We start from the raw sequence: 15,023 nt of genomic DNA on the forward strand, positions 1-15,023 counted from the left end.
AAATCATGGCCGGGGATTCCATGGACGAGATCGACATCCACCTGGGTCGGCGCCTGCGTCGCCGCCGCCGTCTGCTGGGCCTGACCCAGCAGGAGCTGGCGCACGCGTGCGGGGTTCGCTTCCAGCAGATCCAGAAGTACGAGTGCGCCGCCAACCGCATGTCCGCCGCCCGCCTCTGGCAACTCGCCGAGGTGCTGGAGGTTCCGGTCAGCTACTTCTACGAGGGCCTCACCCGCGATCAGCGCGAGCACCTCGAGCGCGAGACGGCGTCCAGCAACGAAACGATGGCCAGCAAGGAAACGCAGGACCTGATCCATGCGTACTACCAGCTCGGCGAACGGCCCCGCCGCCGCCTGCTGGACCTCGCCAAGGCCATGAACGGCGAAGTCGAGGCTTAAGCCCGACGCCCAGGCGGGTTATGGCGGTCGCATGACCGCCCCCCTCCCGGACGCCCGCCTGCCCGAGCCCCGCCTGAGCGAGCTCGACGCCTTCCTGCTGGACCTCAATCGTGCGGCCGCGGACGCCATCCTGCCGTTGTTCCGCGGCGCGCACGGACTCGTGAACAAGTTCGACGTGGGGTTCGACCCCGTGACCGAGGCCGACAAGGGCGCGGAGCGGGCGATCCGCCAGCTCATCGCCGCGCGCTATCCCGACCATGGCGTCATCGGCGAGGAGTACGGCGAGGACCGGCCCGACGCCGAGTTCGTCTGGGTGCTGGACCCGGTCGACGGGACGCGCGCCTTCATCGCCGGGCTCCCGCTCTGGACCACGCTCATCGGCCTTCGCTTCCAGGGCAAGCCGGTCCTGGGCTCGATCGGCCAGGCCTACCTGGGCGAGGTCTACATCGGACACGCCAGCGGCTCGCGGGTGGTGACGTCCCAGGGCGAGCGCCCGTTGAAGGTCCGGCCCTGTCCTAGGTTGACCGACGCGATCATCGCCACCACCGATCCCGAGGCCTGTTTCACGGGCGCCGAACTGGGCGCCTGGACGCAGGTCCGCGCCGCGGCGCGGTTGGCGCGCCTGGGCTGCGACGCCTACGCCTACGCCATGGTGGCCGCCGGCACGATGGACCTGGTGGTCGAGGCCGGCCTGAAGGCCTGGGACATCGACGCGGCGATTCCGCTGATCGCGGGCGCCGGCGGGATCACCACCGACTGGCGCGGCGCCCCCGTGGGCCCGCACGGGGGCCAGATCGCCATCGCCGGGGACCGGGCCTGCCTGGACGAGGCCCTGGTCGCGCTGCGGCGGTCGGCGGCCTGATCAGGCCTTCTTGGCGGGCGTCTTGCGGGCCACGGGCGCCTTCGCGGCGCCCTTCGCGGCCGCTGCAGGCTTGGACGCAGCCGGCTTGGCCGCGGCCTTCGGCTTCGCAGGCGCCTTGGCGGCCGCCTTCGGGGCGGCTTTCGCAGCCTTGGGGGCGGCCGGCGCCTTGGCCGCCGCGGGCTTGGCGGCCGCAGCCTTCGATGCGGCGGGAGCTTTGGCGGCTGCAGGCTTGGCGGCTGCGGGCTTGGCGGTCGACGCCTTGGCTGCGGCAGGCTTGGCTGCGGGCTTGGCTTTCGCGGCGGCGGGCGCCTTGGCCGGCGCGGCCTTCGCCGCCGCCTTGGGCTTGGACGCCGCGGCGGGCGCAGCGGCCTTGGCGGGCGGCGCCTTCGCCGCCGCGGGCTTGGCCGCCGGCTTGGGGGCGGACTTGGCCGACGCCGCCTTCGCGGCCGGCTTGCGCGCAGGCCGGGTCTTGACCGCCTGAGGCTTGGTGGCCGCGGGCGCCACAGCCGCGACCGCGGCCGGCGCCGGCTGCTCGGCCGGCGGCTTCGACTCGGGCTCGGGCGCCTTGGCCGCGGGCGGAGCCGCAGGCGCGGCGGGGGCCGCGGGGGCGGCGGCCTTCGGCGCTTCGGCCGGCTTCGGCGCGGCCTTGCCCGTGAGCGCGTCAAACACCCGGAGGAAGATGTTACGCATGTCGTCGGTCTCCATCAGGATCTCATGGTAGGCGCCCGGCACGGTGACCAGGCGCCCCTGGGGCAGATTGCGGGCGGCGGCGGCGTGCGCCGTGTTGTCGACCAGCTTGTCCTCGGCCGCCGACACGATCTCGACGGGAATGGTCACGCCCCTCAGGCGCTCGGGCCGGGCGAGGTAGGCGGTGGCGCGGAGCGCGAAGTCGAGCCAGCCATAGGTCGGCGAGCCCAGCGCGAGGTCCGGGTTGGCTCGGATCTGCGCCCGGTGCCGCGCGAACCGCCGCTCGTCGTGGGTCAGGGCGTTGCCTTCGAACGTGTCGTCGAAGGGCTTGCCGGCCTGGCCCAGGGTGTAGCGGCCGGAGCGCCCGATCCGCATGTTGAGCCAGGTCAGGGCCGCCGCGGCGGCGGGCGAGACCTTGCCGAAGTTGATCCCGAGCATCGGCGCGCAGAGGCAGGCGCCGGCGAACCGCCGCTCGCCTTGGGCCAGGGCCAGCAGCGTCAGGCAGCCGCCCATGGAGTGCCCGACGGCGATCCACGGCTTCGGGAGCCGGTCCTGGTAGGTGTCGAGCAGCCGCCGGAAGTCGTCCAGGAAGCTTCGGTACCCCTTGGCGTGCCCCTTCAGCCTGTCGGGCAGTTCGCGCGCCGAAAGGCCCTGTCCGCGCCAGTCGTGCGCCAGGACCACGAAGCCGCGGTCCATGAAGTCGCGGATCGTCTCGTAGTACTTCTCGATCGGCTCGGTGCGCCCGCCGGACAGCACCACGGAGCCCCGCGCCCGGCCGGGCGGCGTGAAGAGCGCTGCCCGCAACCGCGCGCCGCCGGCGCCGACGAACCAGTCGGGCTCCGCGCCCGGGGGCGTGGGGTCTTCGGGGATGTCGAGGAGGGGGGCGGGCTCGGACATCGCGGGCGGGCTAGACCACCCTCTCGAACAGCGCCTGGATCTCGGGCGTCAGCGTCATGGCGAGGCCCATGTCGGACAGCTTCATGCGGCCGGTCATCACGGCGCTCATCGGGTTGAGTTCGCCCTTGCCCAGCCGCACCAGATCAGCCCGGCTGACGCGCACCGTGAGGTCGGCGGGCGCGTTCTCGTTGGTGACCGCATCGCCGGCGAGATGGATGAAGCCTTCGCCCTTGAGGTCGAGGGTCACAGAGCGCGACAGGCCCCCGCCGGCCGCGGCGGCGCGGCGGATGCGGTCGGTCAGCTCCTCAAGAGTGGCCATCGCCCCATTGGCTCTCGTGAATCAGGTGAGCTTCGCCGCACGCGCCGCGCGTGTAAACACACCGTGATCGGCTAGCACGGTTTCTCGAACCTGAGGGTCATCCGGTCGGACTCGCCGATCCTGTCGTAGCGCGTGTGGTCGAACGCGGGATCGAACGCCTCGCCGCGGGGGGACGAGCGGCGGACCGGCGGCAGGGTCCAGACCCCGAAGGGGTGGTCCTTCGTATCGTTCGGATTGGCGTTGATCTCGCTGGTCGCGGCCAGCCGGAAGCCCGCTTCTTGCGCCAGCTTCACGACATAGGTCTGGTCCACGTAGCCGTCCTCGGCGAGCAGGTCGGGGACGCCGCCCGGCCGCGCGCGGTGCTCCTCCACGCCCAGGACGCCGCCTGGCTTCAGGGCCAGGAAGGCGTCCCGGAACGCCTTCTCGGCGATGCCGGCGGCCATCCAGTTGTGCAGGTTGCGCAGGAACAGCGCGAGGTCGGCCGTCCCCGCCGGCGCCACGGGCCCGCTGGTGGGTCCGAAGGCGGTGAGCTCGACCTTGCCGTAGAGCCTGGGGTCGGCGGCGAACCGCGCCCTGTAGGCCTCGACCACGTCGCGCGCCGCCGGATCCCCGGCGTCGGTCGCCTGCAGGTGCGCCGCGTAGAGCCGCCCGCCCGTCGCCGCCAGGAACGGCGCGAGGATGTCGGTGTACCAGCCTGCGCCCGGCCAGAACTCCACCACCGTGGCGCCGGGCGAAAGACCCCAGAACTGCAGGCTCTCGACGGGATGGCGGAACCTGTCGCGGGCGCGGTCCGCCGGCGAGCGCCAGGGCCCCGCGACCGCCGCGGCAATGGTCCCGGCCGCCCGCGAACGCCTGGGCGGTTCGCGCTGGCAGGCGCCGACGGCGAGCAAGCCGGCCATCCAGGCGCGGCGGGAGACAGGCATCATGGGCGCGCGGCGTCCTTTCGCGGCCCCCCTCTTTCAGTCCCCCGGCGAGAGGGCTAGCGAAGCCCGCCGCCGAGGTCAAAGCCGCAGGCCGCTCAGCGCGCCTTCACGAACCGCAGGGTCATGCGGTCGGACTCGCCGATCGCGTCGTACTTGGTGCGGTCGAAGTTGGGATCCGAACCGCGTCCGCCCGCGGTGGTCCAGCGCGACGGCGGCAGCGTCCAGACGCCGAACGGGTGGTCCTTCGTATCCTTCGGGTTGGCGTTGACCTCGGACTTCGCCTGCAGCTTGAAGCCCGCCTTCTCCAACGCCGCGATGACCTCGGCCTCGGTCATGTAGCCGGTCGACCAGTTGGGGGCCGACGGCTTCGGATCCGCGCGGTGCTCCTCGACGGCGAAGACGCCGCCGGGCTTCAGGACCGCGTGCACGTCCTTCAGGACTTTGTCGAGGAAGGCGGCGTTCGGGGCCCAGTTGTGCAGGTTCCGCGCGGTGATCACCACGTCGGCGGAGCCCGGCGCGCCCAGCGGACCCGACATGGGCCCGAAGTTCACCAGCTTGACCTCGCCGTACTTCGCCGTGTCGGCGTAGCGCTTCTCGAAGGCGGTCCGGCCGGCCTTGGCGGCCTCGGAGAGGTTCGGATTGTTCAGGTCGGCGGCGGTCGCGTAGTAGGTCCCGCCGGTCGCCTTGGCGTAGGGCGACAGGATCTCGGTCCAGTAGCCGCTGCCGGGCGACAGCTCGATCACCGTCTGCTTCGGCTTGATCCCCCAGAAGGTCAGGGTTTCGACGGGACGCCGGGCCGCGTCTCGGGCCTTGTGCGCATCGCTGCGCTGGGTGCCGGCCACGGCGGCCTGCAGCTTGGCGTCGGCGGCGACGGCCGGCGCGGTGACGGACAGCGCCAGAACGACGGCGCCGAGGGGGGCAAGACGGTGCATCGGGGGATTCCTCCTGGGACTTGCCGGAAACCTAGGGCGTAGCGGCGCCGCGGCAAGCCCCTTGAACGCAGTTTTCCCGCCACTAACTGATGGGCGGAGGCGCTGGATGTCCGGGCCTCCTTGGGCTGCCGGCGACGCCAATCGGGTCGCCACAGGTTCAACGCACATACGCAACCTTGCTTTGAAAGAAGGATGTGACCCCTATGCGTACGATCGACTTTTCGCCCCTCTATCGCTCCGTCGTCGGCTTCGACCGGCTGGCGAACCTCCTGGAGACCGCGGCCGCCGACAGCGCCGCCGGCTATCCGCCCTACAACATCGAGCGCACCGACGAGAACGCCTACCGCATCGACATCGCGGTCGCGGGCTTCCGTCCGGAAGAGCTCAACGTCGAGGTGAAGGAGAACCTCCTCACCGTGACCGGCCGCAAGGCGGCCAATGACGAGGCCCGCAAGTACCTCCATCGCGGCCTGGCCGAGCGCAACTTCGAGCGCCGCTTCCAGCTGGCCGACTATGTGATCGTCACCGACGCCAACCTCGCCGACGGCCTGCTCTCGATCTCGCTGAAGCGCGAGCTTCCCGAGGCGCTGAAGCCCCGGACCGTCCAGATCACCACCGGCGCCCAGGGCGCCCTGATCGAAGGCGAGAAGGCCGCCTAAGCGGTCTTCGTCCACCGAAGCGAAGGGACCGTCCGCTCCGGCGGGCGGTCCTTTTTCTTGCGCCGCCTCCGGCGATCGGCGTTTGGCGGACGGCTTTACAGGCGGCCGCGTTTCCCGTAGAGGCCCCGCCGATGCGCGCCTTCGCGACCATGATTATCACCCGGAAAACGACCCGCTCCTGCGGGGCGTCGACGGGTGCGCGCGTGATCTGAGCGAGCACACACCCGGAGAGAGCCCCGCCGAAGCGCGGGGCCCCGATCACCGGACAGAGCACCCCGCGCCTCCGCCCAACTGGAGACGCAAGACCATGACCTTCCACAGCTTCCGCAGAGCCCACCCCAACGTGGCGATCCTCGGCGCGACCGGCGCCGTGGGCGTCGAACTGATCCGCTGCCTCGAGGCCCGCGACTTTCCCCTGTCGCGCCTGAAGCTCCTGGCCTCCCCGCGCTCGGCGGGCCGCACCCTGTCCTTCCGGGGCGAGGCCCTGACGGTGGACGCGGTGGACGCCGCGAGCTTCGACGACGTGGACCTGGCGCTGTTCTCGGCCGGCGCGTCGCAGTCGCGCGAATGGGCGCCGCGGGCCGTCGCGGCCGGGGCGGTGGTCGTCGACAACTCCTCGGCCTTCCGCATGGACCCCGCGACGCCGCTCGTGGTGCCCGAGGTGAACCCCGAGACGATCGGCGGGCACCGGGGGGTCATCGCCAATCCGAACTGCGTGGCGATCATCGCCGTGGTGCCGATCCACCCGCTGCAGCAGGCGTTCGGGCTGACGCGGATCCGCATGGCGACCTACCAGGCGGCCTCGGGCGCCGGCGCGGCGGCCATGGAGGAACTGCGCGCGGGGACCGCCGCCTATCTCGCCGGCGAGGCGTTCACGCCGCAGGTGCTGAAGCACCCCTACGCCTTCAACCTGTTCAGCCACGACAGCGCGGTGGACGAGGAGAGCGGCTACAACGGCGAGGAGCTGAAGGTGGTCGCCGAGACCCAGCGCCTGCTGGGGCGGCCGAACCTGCCGGTGGGGATCACCAGCGTCCGGGTGCCGGTGCTGAGGGCGCACACCATCGCGCTGACGCTCGAGTTCCCGGAGCCCGTCAGCCCCGAGGCGGCGCGCGAGGCGCTGTCGGGCGCGCCGGGCGTCCGCATCGTGGACGACCGCGCCGGCAACCACTTCCCCATGCCGTCGGAGTCGCAGGGGCAGGGCGATGTGCTCGCCGGCCGCTTCCGGCGCGACCTGGCCGATCCGACCGGGCGCTCGATCTGCCTGATGGTCTCGGGCGACCAGCTGCTGAAGGGCGCGGCGCTCAACGCGGTTCAGATCGCCGAGCAGCTTTTCTGCCCGCAGCAACTGCGGTCAAGCGCGCCGGCGGCCGAACCCGTAGCCTGAGGACCGCTCACTCGCGGCTGGACACCGCCGGGCGCGGATGGGCACGATCCTCAGGACGGAGGGACCTGCCATGTCCGAGACCCTGAGCCGCGACGTCCTGGACCGGACCGCCGGCGAGCTGACGGACCTGCTCGCCGCGCGCAAGATCGGCGCGCTGGAGCTGATGGACGCCGCCATCGCCCGGATCGAGGACCGCGACCGCGCGCTGAACGCGGTCGTGGTCCGCGACTTCGACCGCGCGCGGGACGCCGCGAAGGCCGCGGATGCGGCGCTGGCCCGCGGCGAGCGGCGGCCGCTGCTGGGACTGCCGATGACGGTGAAGGAATCCAACCAGGTCGAGGGACTGCCCTCGACCTGGGGCAGCCCCGCCTTCAGCGGCTGGACCGCGCCCCGGGACGCCGTGGTGATCCAGAAGCTCAAGGCGGCGGGCGCCATCGTGATGGGCCTCACGAACGTGCCCCCGTTCCTCGCGGACTGGCAGGCGACGAACCCTGTCTACGGCCGCACCCGCAACCCCTGGGATCTCTCGCGCTCGCCCGGCGGCTCGTCGGGCGGCAGCGCCGCGGCGCTGGCCTCGGGCATGACGCCGCTCGAGATCGGCTCGGACATCGGCGGCTCGATCCGCGTGCCCTCGGCCTTCTGCGGAACCTACGGCCACAAGCCCACGTACGGCCTGGTCTCGAGCCGGGGCCACTCCCCGCCCGGGCTGGACGGCGGGCCGGTCCCGCTGGCGGTGGTCGGCCCGATGGCGCGGGCTCCCGCCGACCTGCGGCGCGCGCTGGACGTGATCGCGGGGCCGGAAGTCCACGACGCCAAGGGCTATGTGCTCGACCTGCCCGAGCCCCGGCGCGCCGAGCTGGCCGACTACCGCATCCTGGTGCTGAGTTCGCACCCGCTCGCCGCCACCGACAGCGAGGTCGCCGGCGCGCTCGAAACCCTGGCCGACCGCCTGGACGCCCTGGGCGCGGCGGTGTTCCGGTCCAGCGAGCTGATGCCCGACCTGGCGGCGCAGCATCAGGTGTACATGCCGATCCTGAACACGGCGATCAGCCGCGGCCAGCCCGGCGCGACGCCGATCGACGCCCACACCTACATGAACATGCTGGATGCGCAGGTGGGCTTCCAGCGGGCGTGGGCGGCGTTCTTCGAGGCCTTCGACGTGGTCATCATGCCCACCTTCGGCACGACGGCGTTCCCGCACGTGGACGAGTCCAGCATGCCGGCCCGGACCCTGACGATCGACGGCCGGTCGACCCCCTATTTCGACCAGCTGGCCTGGCCGGCCGTGGCCCTGCTGCCGAACCTGCCCGCGACCGCGGTTCCGATCGGCTTTTCGCGCGCCGGGCTCCCGATCGGGGCCCAGATCATGGGGGCTCACCTGGAGGACCGCACCACGATCCACGTGGCGGAGCTCCTGGAGCGCGAGTTCGGCGGCTTCAGGCCGCCGCCGCCGCTGACCTGACGCTTGAAGATCGCCGTCGTCGCCATCGGCCGGCTCCCGCGGTCGCCCGAGACCGAGCTCGTGAAGCTGTACGCCGAGCGCGCGACGGCGTCGGGGCGCGCGCTGGGCCTCGGGCCCGTGGAGGTCATCGAGGTCGAGAGCCGCAAGCCCGGCAAGGCTGCCGAGGCCGAGGCGCTGCGCAGCCATCTCGCCGACAGCCACGTGGTGGCCTGCGACGAGCGCGGGAGAGCCCGCCCGTCCCGCGCCTTCGCTGAGGAGATCGGCGCGCTGCGCGACCGTGGGGTTCGACGTCTGGTGTTCGTCATCGGCGGCGCCGACGGGCTCGACGCCGAGCTGGTGAAGGCCGCCCAGGGGACCCTGGCGTTCGGCCCCCAGACCTGGCCGCACGCCATGGCGCGCGCAATGTTGACCGAACAAATCTACCGGGCCGTCTCCATCCTGGCCGGTTCGCCGTATCATAGGGACTGATGCGGATTCTCTGGCTGGCAGGATTGGGCGCGCTCGCGATCGGCGGCGCAGCGGCGGTCGCGGCGACGACCGGCGAGCTGGAGCGGCTGAACGCCGCAGAGACGGTGCTGTCCGTCGACCAGGGCGTGAACCGCCACCGGCTGGCCCGGCTGCTCTCGGTGCTCGAGCAGCTCAGGCGCGACCCGCCCCCGGCGCTCCTGGTGTCGCCGGAAGACGCGAAGGACGCGGTCCGGGCGGCGATCCTGGTCCGCGCCATGACCCCGGAGCTCCAGGCCCGCGCGCAGCACTACGCCGAGGGCGCCAGCGAGGTCATGCGCCAGCGCCGTCTGGCGGCGGTGCAGAGCGAGGCGCTGTTCGAGCGCGACAGCCTGGCCGCCGAGGCGCTGCCCGCGCCGGACGCCGCCGTGGGCGCGCGGCTGCGGGGCGCGGTCACCGGCGATGCGTCGCCCGACGCGACCGGGCTGACGCCGCCCACGCGCCTGATCCTGCCCACGTCCGGGACGATCCTGCGGCGGTTTGGCGACCCCATCGCCGGAGGCGGCCGGTCGAACGGCCTGACGCTCTCCGCGGCCAAGGGCGCGCGCGCCGTCAGCCCTGCGGCGGGGCTTGTTCAGTATGTGGGCCCTGTAAAGGGCTGGGGCGTCATCGTGATATTAAGACTAGCCGGGGGATATCATCTCGTGCTTGCTGGTCTGGAGAGAACGTCCGTCGCGGTCGGACAATCCGTCGCGGAGGGTCAACCGGTCGGATGGGCTAGCGAGGGTCGCAGTACGACATCGGAACTCTATCTTGAGGTCCGCGAGCAGGGTTCCCCGGTGGATCCCTCGCGGTGGTTGAACAAGAGCCGGGGTTGAAAACGGGCAGGCTGGCGGCCGCCGCAAAATGGTCGCTCCAGCCTGTTTGATAAGCGGTGAGCTCACCGCCAAAGGGAGTCTGAGCCAGGCTATGAAGAAGTATCTCCTGATCGGCGCCTCGGCGTTCGTGCTCGGCGCCGGATCCATGGCCTACGTGAGCCAGCAGGCGCTGGCCTCGGCCCAGCCCCGCGCGAAGACCTATCGGATGCTCGGCCTGTTCGGCGACGTGCTGAACACGGTGGAGAACCAGTACGTCACCGAGGTCGACGACACGAAGCTGATCCAGGCGGCCATCGACGGCATGCTGACCAGCCTCGACCCGCACTCGGGCTACCTGGATCCGGAAGACTTCGACGACATGCGCGACCAGACGCGCGGCGAGTACGGCGGCCTGGGCATCGAGGTCACCAGCGAAGACGGCGTGGTGAAGGTCATCTCGCCGATGGACGGCACGCCTGCCGCCCGGGCCGGCATCAAGGCCGGCGACTACATCACCGCCGTGAACGGCGAGAGCGTGCTGGGCCTGACCGTCACCGAGGCGGTGAAGCAGATGCGCGGCAAGCCCGGCGAGACCGTGTCGCTGACGATCGCGCGCGAGAAGTCGGACCCGTTCGACGTGAAGCTGGTCCGCGAGGTGATCAAGCCGAAGAACGTGACGGCCCGGCTCGAGGGCGACAACATCGTCCTGCGGATCGGCAGCTTCAACGAGAAGACGACCGACGAGGCCGAAGCCGCCTTCGCCGAGATCCGCGGGAAGAACCCGAAGGCCAAGGGCCTGATCCTCGACCTGCGCAACAACCCCGGCGGCCTGCTCGACCAGGCCGTGGGCGTCTCGGACCTGTTCCTGGAAGGGGGCGAGATCGTTTCCCAGCGCGGGCGCGACGCCCGCGACGTCGAGCGCTACAACGCCCGGCCCGGCGACATCGCCAGCGGCATGCCGATCGTGGTGCTGATCAACTCGGGCTCGGCCTCGGCGGCCGAGATCGTGGCCGGCGCCCTGCAGGACCGCAAGCGCGCGGAGCTCGTGGGCCTGACCAGCTTCGGCAAGGGCTCGGTGCAGACCGTCATCCCGCTGCGCGGCGGCATCGACGGGGCGCTGAAGCTGACGACGGCGCGGTACTACACCCCGAGCGGCCGCTCGATCCAGCGGACCGGCATCACGCCGGACCTGGAGGTCGCCTCCAGCCGCGAAGAGGCGCAGATCATCGCCAATCGCGCCTACCAGTTCTCGGAGGCGTCGTTCCGCAACGCGCTGAACGCCGACGAAGGCAAGGTCCGCAAGGGGGCCCACGAGCCCGCCGAGGCGCCGCCGGAAGGCTTCGACGAGAAGAAGGACTTCCAGATCGCCCGCGCGGTCGATGTCCTGAAGTTCGGCTCGGTGGCCGCGACGCCCAAGCTGCCGAAGCCCACCGCCCGCCTGGCCGAGATCGTCTCGAAGGCCAAGGTGGCCGAGGTGAAGCCGCCGCAGACCACGCAGAAGTAGGCCGACGCCGGGCGGTCCGCCGGGCCGCCCGCTTCGCGAGGCAAGCCGGCGTTAACCATGTTGCGCCACGGTAGGTCGAGGAGACCTCCCTGCCGTGGCCAGCATCGCGCTTCCGAAACTGAAGGCGCCGCAGATCGACGTCCGCGGCCTGCTCGCCCGTCCCGCGGTCCGGCTGGCGGGCGCAGGCCTGCTCTTCGCCGGCTGCGTGGTCGCCCTGGTGAACCTGCTGGGCCCCTTTGGCGACAACGGCCTCAGCGTGCGGGTGCCGCTCGACGCGAGCCACGCGCCGCCGGGCTGGCGCGAGGCGCTGAAGCCCGCGCGCGGCGGCCCGCACACCTACCACGACGTCGTCCGGCTCTCCGAGCGCCCCCTCGCCCCCGGCGCCCCGGCCGCAAGGTCCCGCGCGCCGGCCGCGATCCCCGTCGCCGGAGCCGGCCTGCCCCCCGCGCCCCTCGCGGGCTTCTACGCGCCAGGGCCCAGCGGGCCCCTGCCGATCATCGCCCAGGACGGGCGCACGCCGGCGGAAGCCTATGCACGGCCGTTCAAGGCGAACGGCCGACCCAAGGTGTCGCTCGTCATCGGCGGCCTGGGGCTGAACGCCGCACGCACCCGCCAGGCGATCGAGGCGCTCCCGCCCGAGATCACCCTCTCCTTCAGCATCTACGCCGAGGGGCTGCAGGGCTGGATCGACATGGCCCGAGCCCGCGGCCACGAGGTGCTGATCGAGGCGCCCATGGAGCCGATCGACTTCCCGGAGAACGACGCGGGGCCCTACACCCTGATGGCGACAGGCCAGCCGCCCGAGACGGTCAAGCGGCTGGAGTGGATCCTGAGCCGCGCCACGGGCTACTTCGGCCTGACCAACTACCTGGGCTCGCGGTTCCTCGCCACCGACCCCGCCTACAACGCCTTCGCCAGCTCGCTGAAGGCCCGGGGCCTGGCGTTCATCGACGACGGCTCGGCGGCCCGGCGCGGCGGCGGCATGCCGCGGGCGACGGCCGAGCGGGTGATCGACGACAAGCTGTCGGGCCCGGCCATCGATGGTCAGCTCGCGGCCCTGGAGGCCGGCGCGCTGCAGCGCGGCCAGGCCCTGGGCTCGGGCTTCGCCTATCCGGTGACGCTGGAGAAGGTTGCATCCTGGGCCGTCGAGGTGGAACAGAGGGGCTATCAGCTGACCCCGGCCAGCGCCCTGACCGCCAGGCGCTGACGCGCCAAGACCGCCCATGACCGCCGCCGACCTGTCGCTCTATCGCCCGAACGTGGGCGTCGTGCTGTTCCACCCCGACGGACGGGTCTGGCTGGGCAAGCGCGCCAAGACCGACGGTCGGTACTGCTGGCAGTTCCCCCAGGGCGGGGTCGACGACGGCGAGGACCTCGAGGACGCTGCGCGGCGTGAGCTGGCGGAAGAGACCGGCGTCAGATCCACCACCTACCTCGCCCGCACCGACGGCTGGCTCACCTACGACTACCCGCCGCTCGTGCGGGCCGAGCTGGCGCGCGGCTGGAAGGGCCAGCGGCAGGTGTGGTTCGCGCTCCGTTTCGACGGCAAGGAGGCCGAGTTCGACCTCGCGGCGCACACGCCGGCCGAATTCGACGCCTGGCGCTGGGGCTATCTCGCCGAAGCTCCCGGGCTGGTCGTGCCCTTCAAGCGCGCAGCGTACGAGGCCGTCGCTGCGGCGTTCGCCCCGTTCGCGGCCCGGGGCGGCCCGGTGGCCTGAATTCTGCAGGCGAAGGGGGAACATCGGTCTACACTGTCTGTTGGGCCGGGGGAGGACAGATGCCCACAGTCGTCATGGTGCACGGCGCCTTCTGCGGCGGTTGGGCCTTCGAGTCGTTCCGCGCGCCGTTCGAGGCGCGGGGTTGGACGGTGCTGGCCCCCGACCTTCCGGGCCACGAGCCGGGCGCCTCGCCCGCCGGGCTGTCGATGCGCGACTACGCCCGTTCGGTGGCGAGGCTCTGCGAGGCGCTGCCCGAGCGGCCGGTCCTGCTGGGCCACTCCATGGGCGGGCTCGTCTGCCAGCTCGCGGCGCGCCAGGTGCAGCCGATCGCCATGGCGCTGCTGGCCCCGTCCCCGCCCTGGGGCGTCCCGGGCTCCAGCCTCGAGGAGGCGATCACCGCGTTCGGCGTCCAGGTGCTGGACCCGTTCTTCTCGGGCAGCGTCACGCCGGATCGGCACCTGATGCGCCACCACAGCCTGGACCGTGTTCCCAAGGGAGCCCGCCGCCCCATCCTGGAACGGCTCCGGCCCGAGAGCAGCCGCGCCCTGCGCGAGGTGCTGAACTGGTGGATGGATCCGTTCATGACCACGAGCGTGGGGCTGGGTCCCCTGCCCTGCCGCACGCTGGCCCTGGTGGGGGACCGCGACGTGGTGCACCCGGCGGCGACCGTCCGGCAGACGGCCGAGCGCATCGGCGCGCAGTTCGAAACCCTGCCCGGCATGAGCCACTGGCTGGTCCGCGAGGAGGGTTGGGAAGAGGTCGCCGGAACGGTCGTCGCATGGCTGGACGCCGCCCTGGGCGAAGGCGTCAGGCGGGGCTCGACAGGCGCATCAGCACGAGGCCGCTGACGATCAGGGCCGCGGCGCCGATCCGCCCTGGCGAGGCGGCCTCGCCCAGCACGAAGACGCCGACCAGGAAGGCGCCCACCGCGCCGATGCCCGTCCAGGCCATGTAGGACACGCTGAGCGGCAGCGTGCGCATGGCGGCGGCGAGCAGCCCGAAGCTGGCGAACATGGTCACGAAGGTGATGAGCGTCGGCGTCAGGCGGGAGAAGCCCTGCGACTGCTTCATGAAGTAGGCCCAGACCACCTCGAGCAGTCCGGCCACGAAGAGCATCATCCAGGCCATGCCGGCCCTCCTTTCAAAGGGCCGGGCCGTCCCGGACTTGAAGCGCCGCCAGCGGCGGCGGGGGGACGTGGCCCCGCTTCGGAGAAACCGCCCGCTAGAGCGTGCGCTCCTGGTACTGCATCGTGCCCGTGTCGTACTTGGCCGACAGCGGGGTGTCGTCAGGCTTGCGGACGGTCGAATAGTTCAGGCCGATCGAGCGGCCCTGCTCGAGGTACTCCCACGAGCGGCGGACGCGCTTCAGGCCGTCCGGGTCCTGCGGCTGGGTGTAGTTCGCGGTCGGGTCCAGCGGCGGCTGCTGGACGAACGCCCAGACGTTCAGCGCCTTGGCGATGTCGGTGTCCGAGCCCATGGCGTAGCGAAGCTCGACGTTGCAGACCGTCTTGTTGGAGCCCGTGGGGAAGACGATGACCTGCGACGCCTTGTTGTCCGCGTTGAACTGCCGGGTCCAGGTCTGCTCGCGCCGGTTCATCTTGAAGCCGTTGGCCTTGGCCACGACGTCCAGCGACTGACCGCGCACCACGGGCATGCAGATCTTCTCGATGACCTGGATGGCGTCGAAGCCGGGGCCCGACGTGGGCAGGGTCGGGGCGGGCGCCGGAGGCGCCTCCACCGTGGGGGCCGGGGCCGCCGACGGCGCCGCGGGCTGGGCCGCCGCTTCGGCCGGAGCAGGAGCCGCCGGAGGCGGCGCCGGCTGGGCCGCAGGGTCCTGGCCGTGGGCGGCGCCCGCGAGGCCGGCGGCGAGGATCAGGCTGGAAATGGCGAGGCGCATCTGTCTCTAAACCCCTGATTAGCCCGGGCATGAAACGTGGTCATCACGCCCTATGCAAGGCCTGAAGACGGCCAATTTAC

The 15,023-nt window shown here is 71.9% G+C and carries 17 protein-coding genes; 11 read left to right on the forward strand and 6 right to left on the reverse strand.

What is annotated here, in order from left to right:
• Window positions 1-5 precede the first annotated feature (5 nt).
• The gene (locus AC2D8W_RS15810) at window positions 6-398 is read left to right on the forward strand and encodes a helix-turn-helix domain-containing protein (protein WP_484672340.1); all 393 of its coding nucleotides are present in this window, start codon (window positions 6-8) and stop codon (window positions 396-398) included.
• Between the two features lie 31 nt (window positions 399-429).
• Entirely contained in the window at window positions 430-1,260 is an 831-nt protein-coding gene (hisN, locus tag AC2D8W_RS15815) for a histidinol-phosphatase (RefSeq protein WP_484672341.1), read from the forward strand.
• On the opposite strand, the gene AC2D8W_RS15820 is transcribed toward hisN, so the two are convergent.
• From AC2D8W_RS15820 to AC2D8W_RS15835, 4 genes are all read right to left on the reverse strand, one after another.
• Window positions 1,261-2,844, reverse strand: coding sequence for an alpha/beta fold hydrolase (locus tag AC2D8W_RS15820; RefSeq protein ID WP_484672342.1), 1,584 nt, complete (start codon window positions 2,842-2,844; stop codon window positions 1,261-1,263). It abuts the gene before it with no gap.
• Between the two features lie 10 nt (window positions 2,845-2,854).
• The gene (locus AC2D8W_RS15825) at window positions 2,855-3,163 is read right to left on the reverse strand and encodes an SCP2 sterol-binding domain-containing protein (RefSeq protein WP_293483626.1); all 309 of its coding nucleotides are present in this window, start codon (window positions 3,161-3,163) and stop codon (window positions 2,855-2,857) included.
• Window positions 3,164-3,234: 71 nt separating this feature from the next.
• Window positions 3,235-4,089 carry a class I SAM-dependent methyltransferase gene (locus AC2D8W_RS15830; RefSeq protein ID WP_484672343.1) on the reverse strand — a complete coding sequence of 285 codons (855 nt, stop codon included), beginning with the start codon at window positions 4,087-4,089 and terminating at the stop codon, window positions 3,235-3,237.
• A 92-nt stretch (window positions 4,090-4,181) separates the two neighbouring features.
• The gene (locus tag AC2D8W_RS15835) at window positions 4,182-5,018 is read right to left on the reverse strand and encodes a class I SAM-dependent methyltransferase (RefSeq protein WP_484672344.1); all 837 of its coding nucleotides are present in this window, start codon (window positions 5,016-5,018) and stop codon (window positions 4,182-4,184) included.
• 203 nt (window positions 5,019-5,221) lie between these two features.
• Here AC2D8W_RS15835 and AC2D8W_RS15840 point away from each other — a divergent pair, with 203 nt between their 5' ends.
• The 9 genes from AC2D8W_RS15840 (at window position 5,222) to AC2D8W_RS15880 (ending at window position 13,894) form a co-directional block, all read left to right on the forward strand.
• A complete protein-coding gene (locus tag AC2D8W_RS15840) occupies window positions 5,222-5,677 on the forward strand; it encodes an Hsp20 family protein (protein ID WP_484672345.1) in 456 nt (151 codons plus the stop codon).
• A 307-nt stretch (window positions 5,678-5,984) separates the two neighbouring features.
• Window positions 5,985-7,061, forward strand: a complete 1,077-nt coding sequence (locus AC2D8W_RS15845) for an aspartate-semialdehyde dehydrogenase (protein ID WP_484672346.1) — start codon at window positions 5,985-5,987, stop codon at window positions 7,059-7,061.
• 70 nt (window positions 7,062-7,131) lie between these two features.
• The gene (locus AC2D8W_RS15850) at window positions 7,132-8,523 is read left to right on the forward strand and encodes an amidase family protein (protein ID WP_484672347.1); all 1,392 of its coding nucleotides are present in this window, start codon (window positions 7,132-7,134) and stop codon (window positions 8,521-8,523) included.
• A 3-nt stretch (window positions 8,524-8,526) separates the two neighbouring features.
• Window positions 8,527-8,991 (forward strand): 23S rRNA (pseudouridine(1915)-N(3))-methyltransferase RlmH, encoded by a 465-nt coding sequence (gene rlmH, locus AC2D8W_RS15855; RefSeq protein WP_484672348.1) that lies wholly within the window; start codon window positions 8,527-8,529, stop codon window positions 8,989-8,991.
• Window positions 8,991-9,845, forward strand: coding sequence for a murein hydrolase activator EnvC family protein (locus AC2D8W_RS15860; protein ID WP_484672349.1), 855 nt, complete (start codon window positions 8,991-8,993; stop codon window positions 9,843-9,845). Before rlmH ends, AC2D8W_RS15860 begins: the two co-directional genes overlap by 1 nt.
• A 91-nt stretch (window positions 9,846-9,936) precedes the next feature.
• Window positions 9,937-11,328 (forward strand): S41 family peptidase, encoded by a 1,392-nt coding sequence (locus tag AC2D8W_RS15865; protein WP_293483618.1) that lies wholly within the window; start codon window positions 9,937-9,939, stop codon window positions 11,326-11,328.
• A gap of 94 nt (window positions 11,329-11,422) precedes the next feature.
• Complete coding sequence (locus AC2D8W_RS15870; RefSeq protein ID WP_484672350.1) at window positions 11,423-12,535, forward strand: divergent polysaccharide deacetylase family protein; 1,113 nt, start codon at window positions 11,423-11,425, stop codon at window positions 12,533-12,535.
• Window positions 12,536-12,551: 16 nt separating this feature from the next.
• Window positions 12,552-13,046: an RNA pyrophosphohydrolase gene (locus AC2D8W_RS15875; protein WP_484672351.1), complete on the forward strand. Its 495-nt coding sequence runs from the start codon at window positions 12,552-12,554 to the stop codon at window positions 13,044-13,046.
• Between the two features lie 59 nt (window positions 13,047-13,105).
• The gene (locus AC2D8W_RS15880; RefSeq protein ID WP_484672352.1) at window positions 13,106-13,894 is read left to right on the forward strand and encodes an alpha/beta fold hydrolase; all 789 of its coding nucleotides are present in this window, start codon (window positions 13,106-13,108) and stop codon (window positions 13,892-13,894) included.
• Here AC2D8W_RS15880 and AC2D8W_RS15885 read toward each other — a convergent pair.
• Both AC2D8W_RS15885 and AC2D8W_RS15890 read right to left on the reverse strand, forming a co-directional pair.
• On the reverse strand, window positions 13,854-14,174 hold the full coding sequence (locus AC2D8W_RS15885; protein ID WP_484672353.1) for a DMT family transporter: 321 nt from the start codon (window positions 14,172-14,174) through the stop codon (window positions 13,854-13,856). The genes AC2D8W_RS15880 and AC2D8W_RS15885 overlap by 41 nt on opposite strands.
• Window positions 14,175-14,268: 94 nt before the next feature.
• Window positions 14,269-14,943 carry a hypothetical protein gene (locus AC2D8W_RS15890; protein WP_484672354.1) on the reverse strand — a complete coding sequence of 225 codons (675 nt, stop codon included), beginning with the start codon at window positions 14,941-14,943 and terminating at the stop codon, window positions 14,269-14,271.
• Window positions 14,944-15,023: the final 80 nt, after the last annotated feature.

Source organism: Phenylobacterium sp. T106, from assembly GCF_057219735.1.

Coding starts and splice junctions, on each gene's coding strand:
- AC2D8W_RS15865 (WP_293483618.1), top strand. CDS start 9,937: ATGAAGAAGTATCTCCTGATCGGCGCCTCGGCGTTCGTGCTCGGCGCC.
- AC2D8W_RS15890 (WP_484672354.1), bottom strand. CDS start 14,943: ATGCGCCTCGCCATTTCCAGCCTGATCCTCGCCGCCGGCCTCGCGGGC.
- AC2D8W_RS15875 (WP_484672351.1), top strand. CDS start 12,552: ATGACCGCCGCCGACCTGTCGCTCTATCGCCCGAACGTGGGCGTCGTG.
- AC2D8W_RS15885 (WP_484672353.1), bottom strand. CDS start 14,174: ATGGCCTGGATGATGCTCTTCGTGGCCGGACTGCTCGAGGTGGTCTGG.
- hisN (WP_484672341.1), top strand. CDS start 430: ATGACCGCCCCCCTCCCGGACGCCCGCCTGCCCGAGCCCCGCCTGAGC.
- AC2D8W_RS15820 (WP_484672342.1), bottom strand. CDS start 2,844: ATGTCCGAGCCCGCCCCCCTCCTCGACATCCCCGAAGACCCCACGCCC.
- AC2D8W_RS15825 (WP_293483626.1), bottom strand. CDS start 3,163: ATGGCCACTCTTGAGGAGCTGACCGACCGCATCCGCCGCGCCGCCGCG.
- AC2D8W_RS15850 (WP_484672347.1), top strand. CDS start 7,132: ATGTCCGAGACCCTGAGCCGCGACGTCCTGGACCGGACCGCCGGCGAG.
- AC2D8W_RS15810 (WP_484672340.1), top strand. CDS start 6: ATGGCCGGGGATTCCATGGACGAGATCGACATCCACCTGGGTCGGCGC.
- AC2D8W_RS15880 (WP_484672352.1), top strand. CDS start 13,106: ATGCCCACAGTCGTCATGGTGCACGGCGCCTTCTGCGGCGGTTGGGCC.
- AC2D8W_RS15845 (WP_484672346.1), top strand. CDS start 5,985: ATGACCTTCCACAGCTTCCGCAGAGCCCACCCCAACGTGGCGATCCTC.
- AC2D8W_RS15860 (WP_484672349.1), top strand. CDS start 8,991: ATGCGGATTCTCTGGCTGGCAGGATTGGGCGCGCTCGCGATCGGCGGC.
- AC2D8W_RS15840 (WP_484672345.1), top strand. CDS start 5,222: ATGCGTACGATCGACTTTTCGCCCCTCTATCGCTCCGTCGTCGGCTTC.
- AC2D8W_RS15830 (WP_484672343.1), bottom strand. CDS start 4,089: ATGATGCCTGTCTCCCGCCGCGCCTGGATGGCCGGCTTGCTCGCCGTC.
- AC2D8W_RS15835 (WP_484672344.1), bottom strand. CDS start 5,018: ATGCACCGTCTTGCCCCCCTCGGCGCCGTCGTTCTGGCGCTGTCCGTC.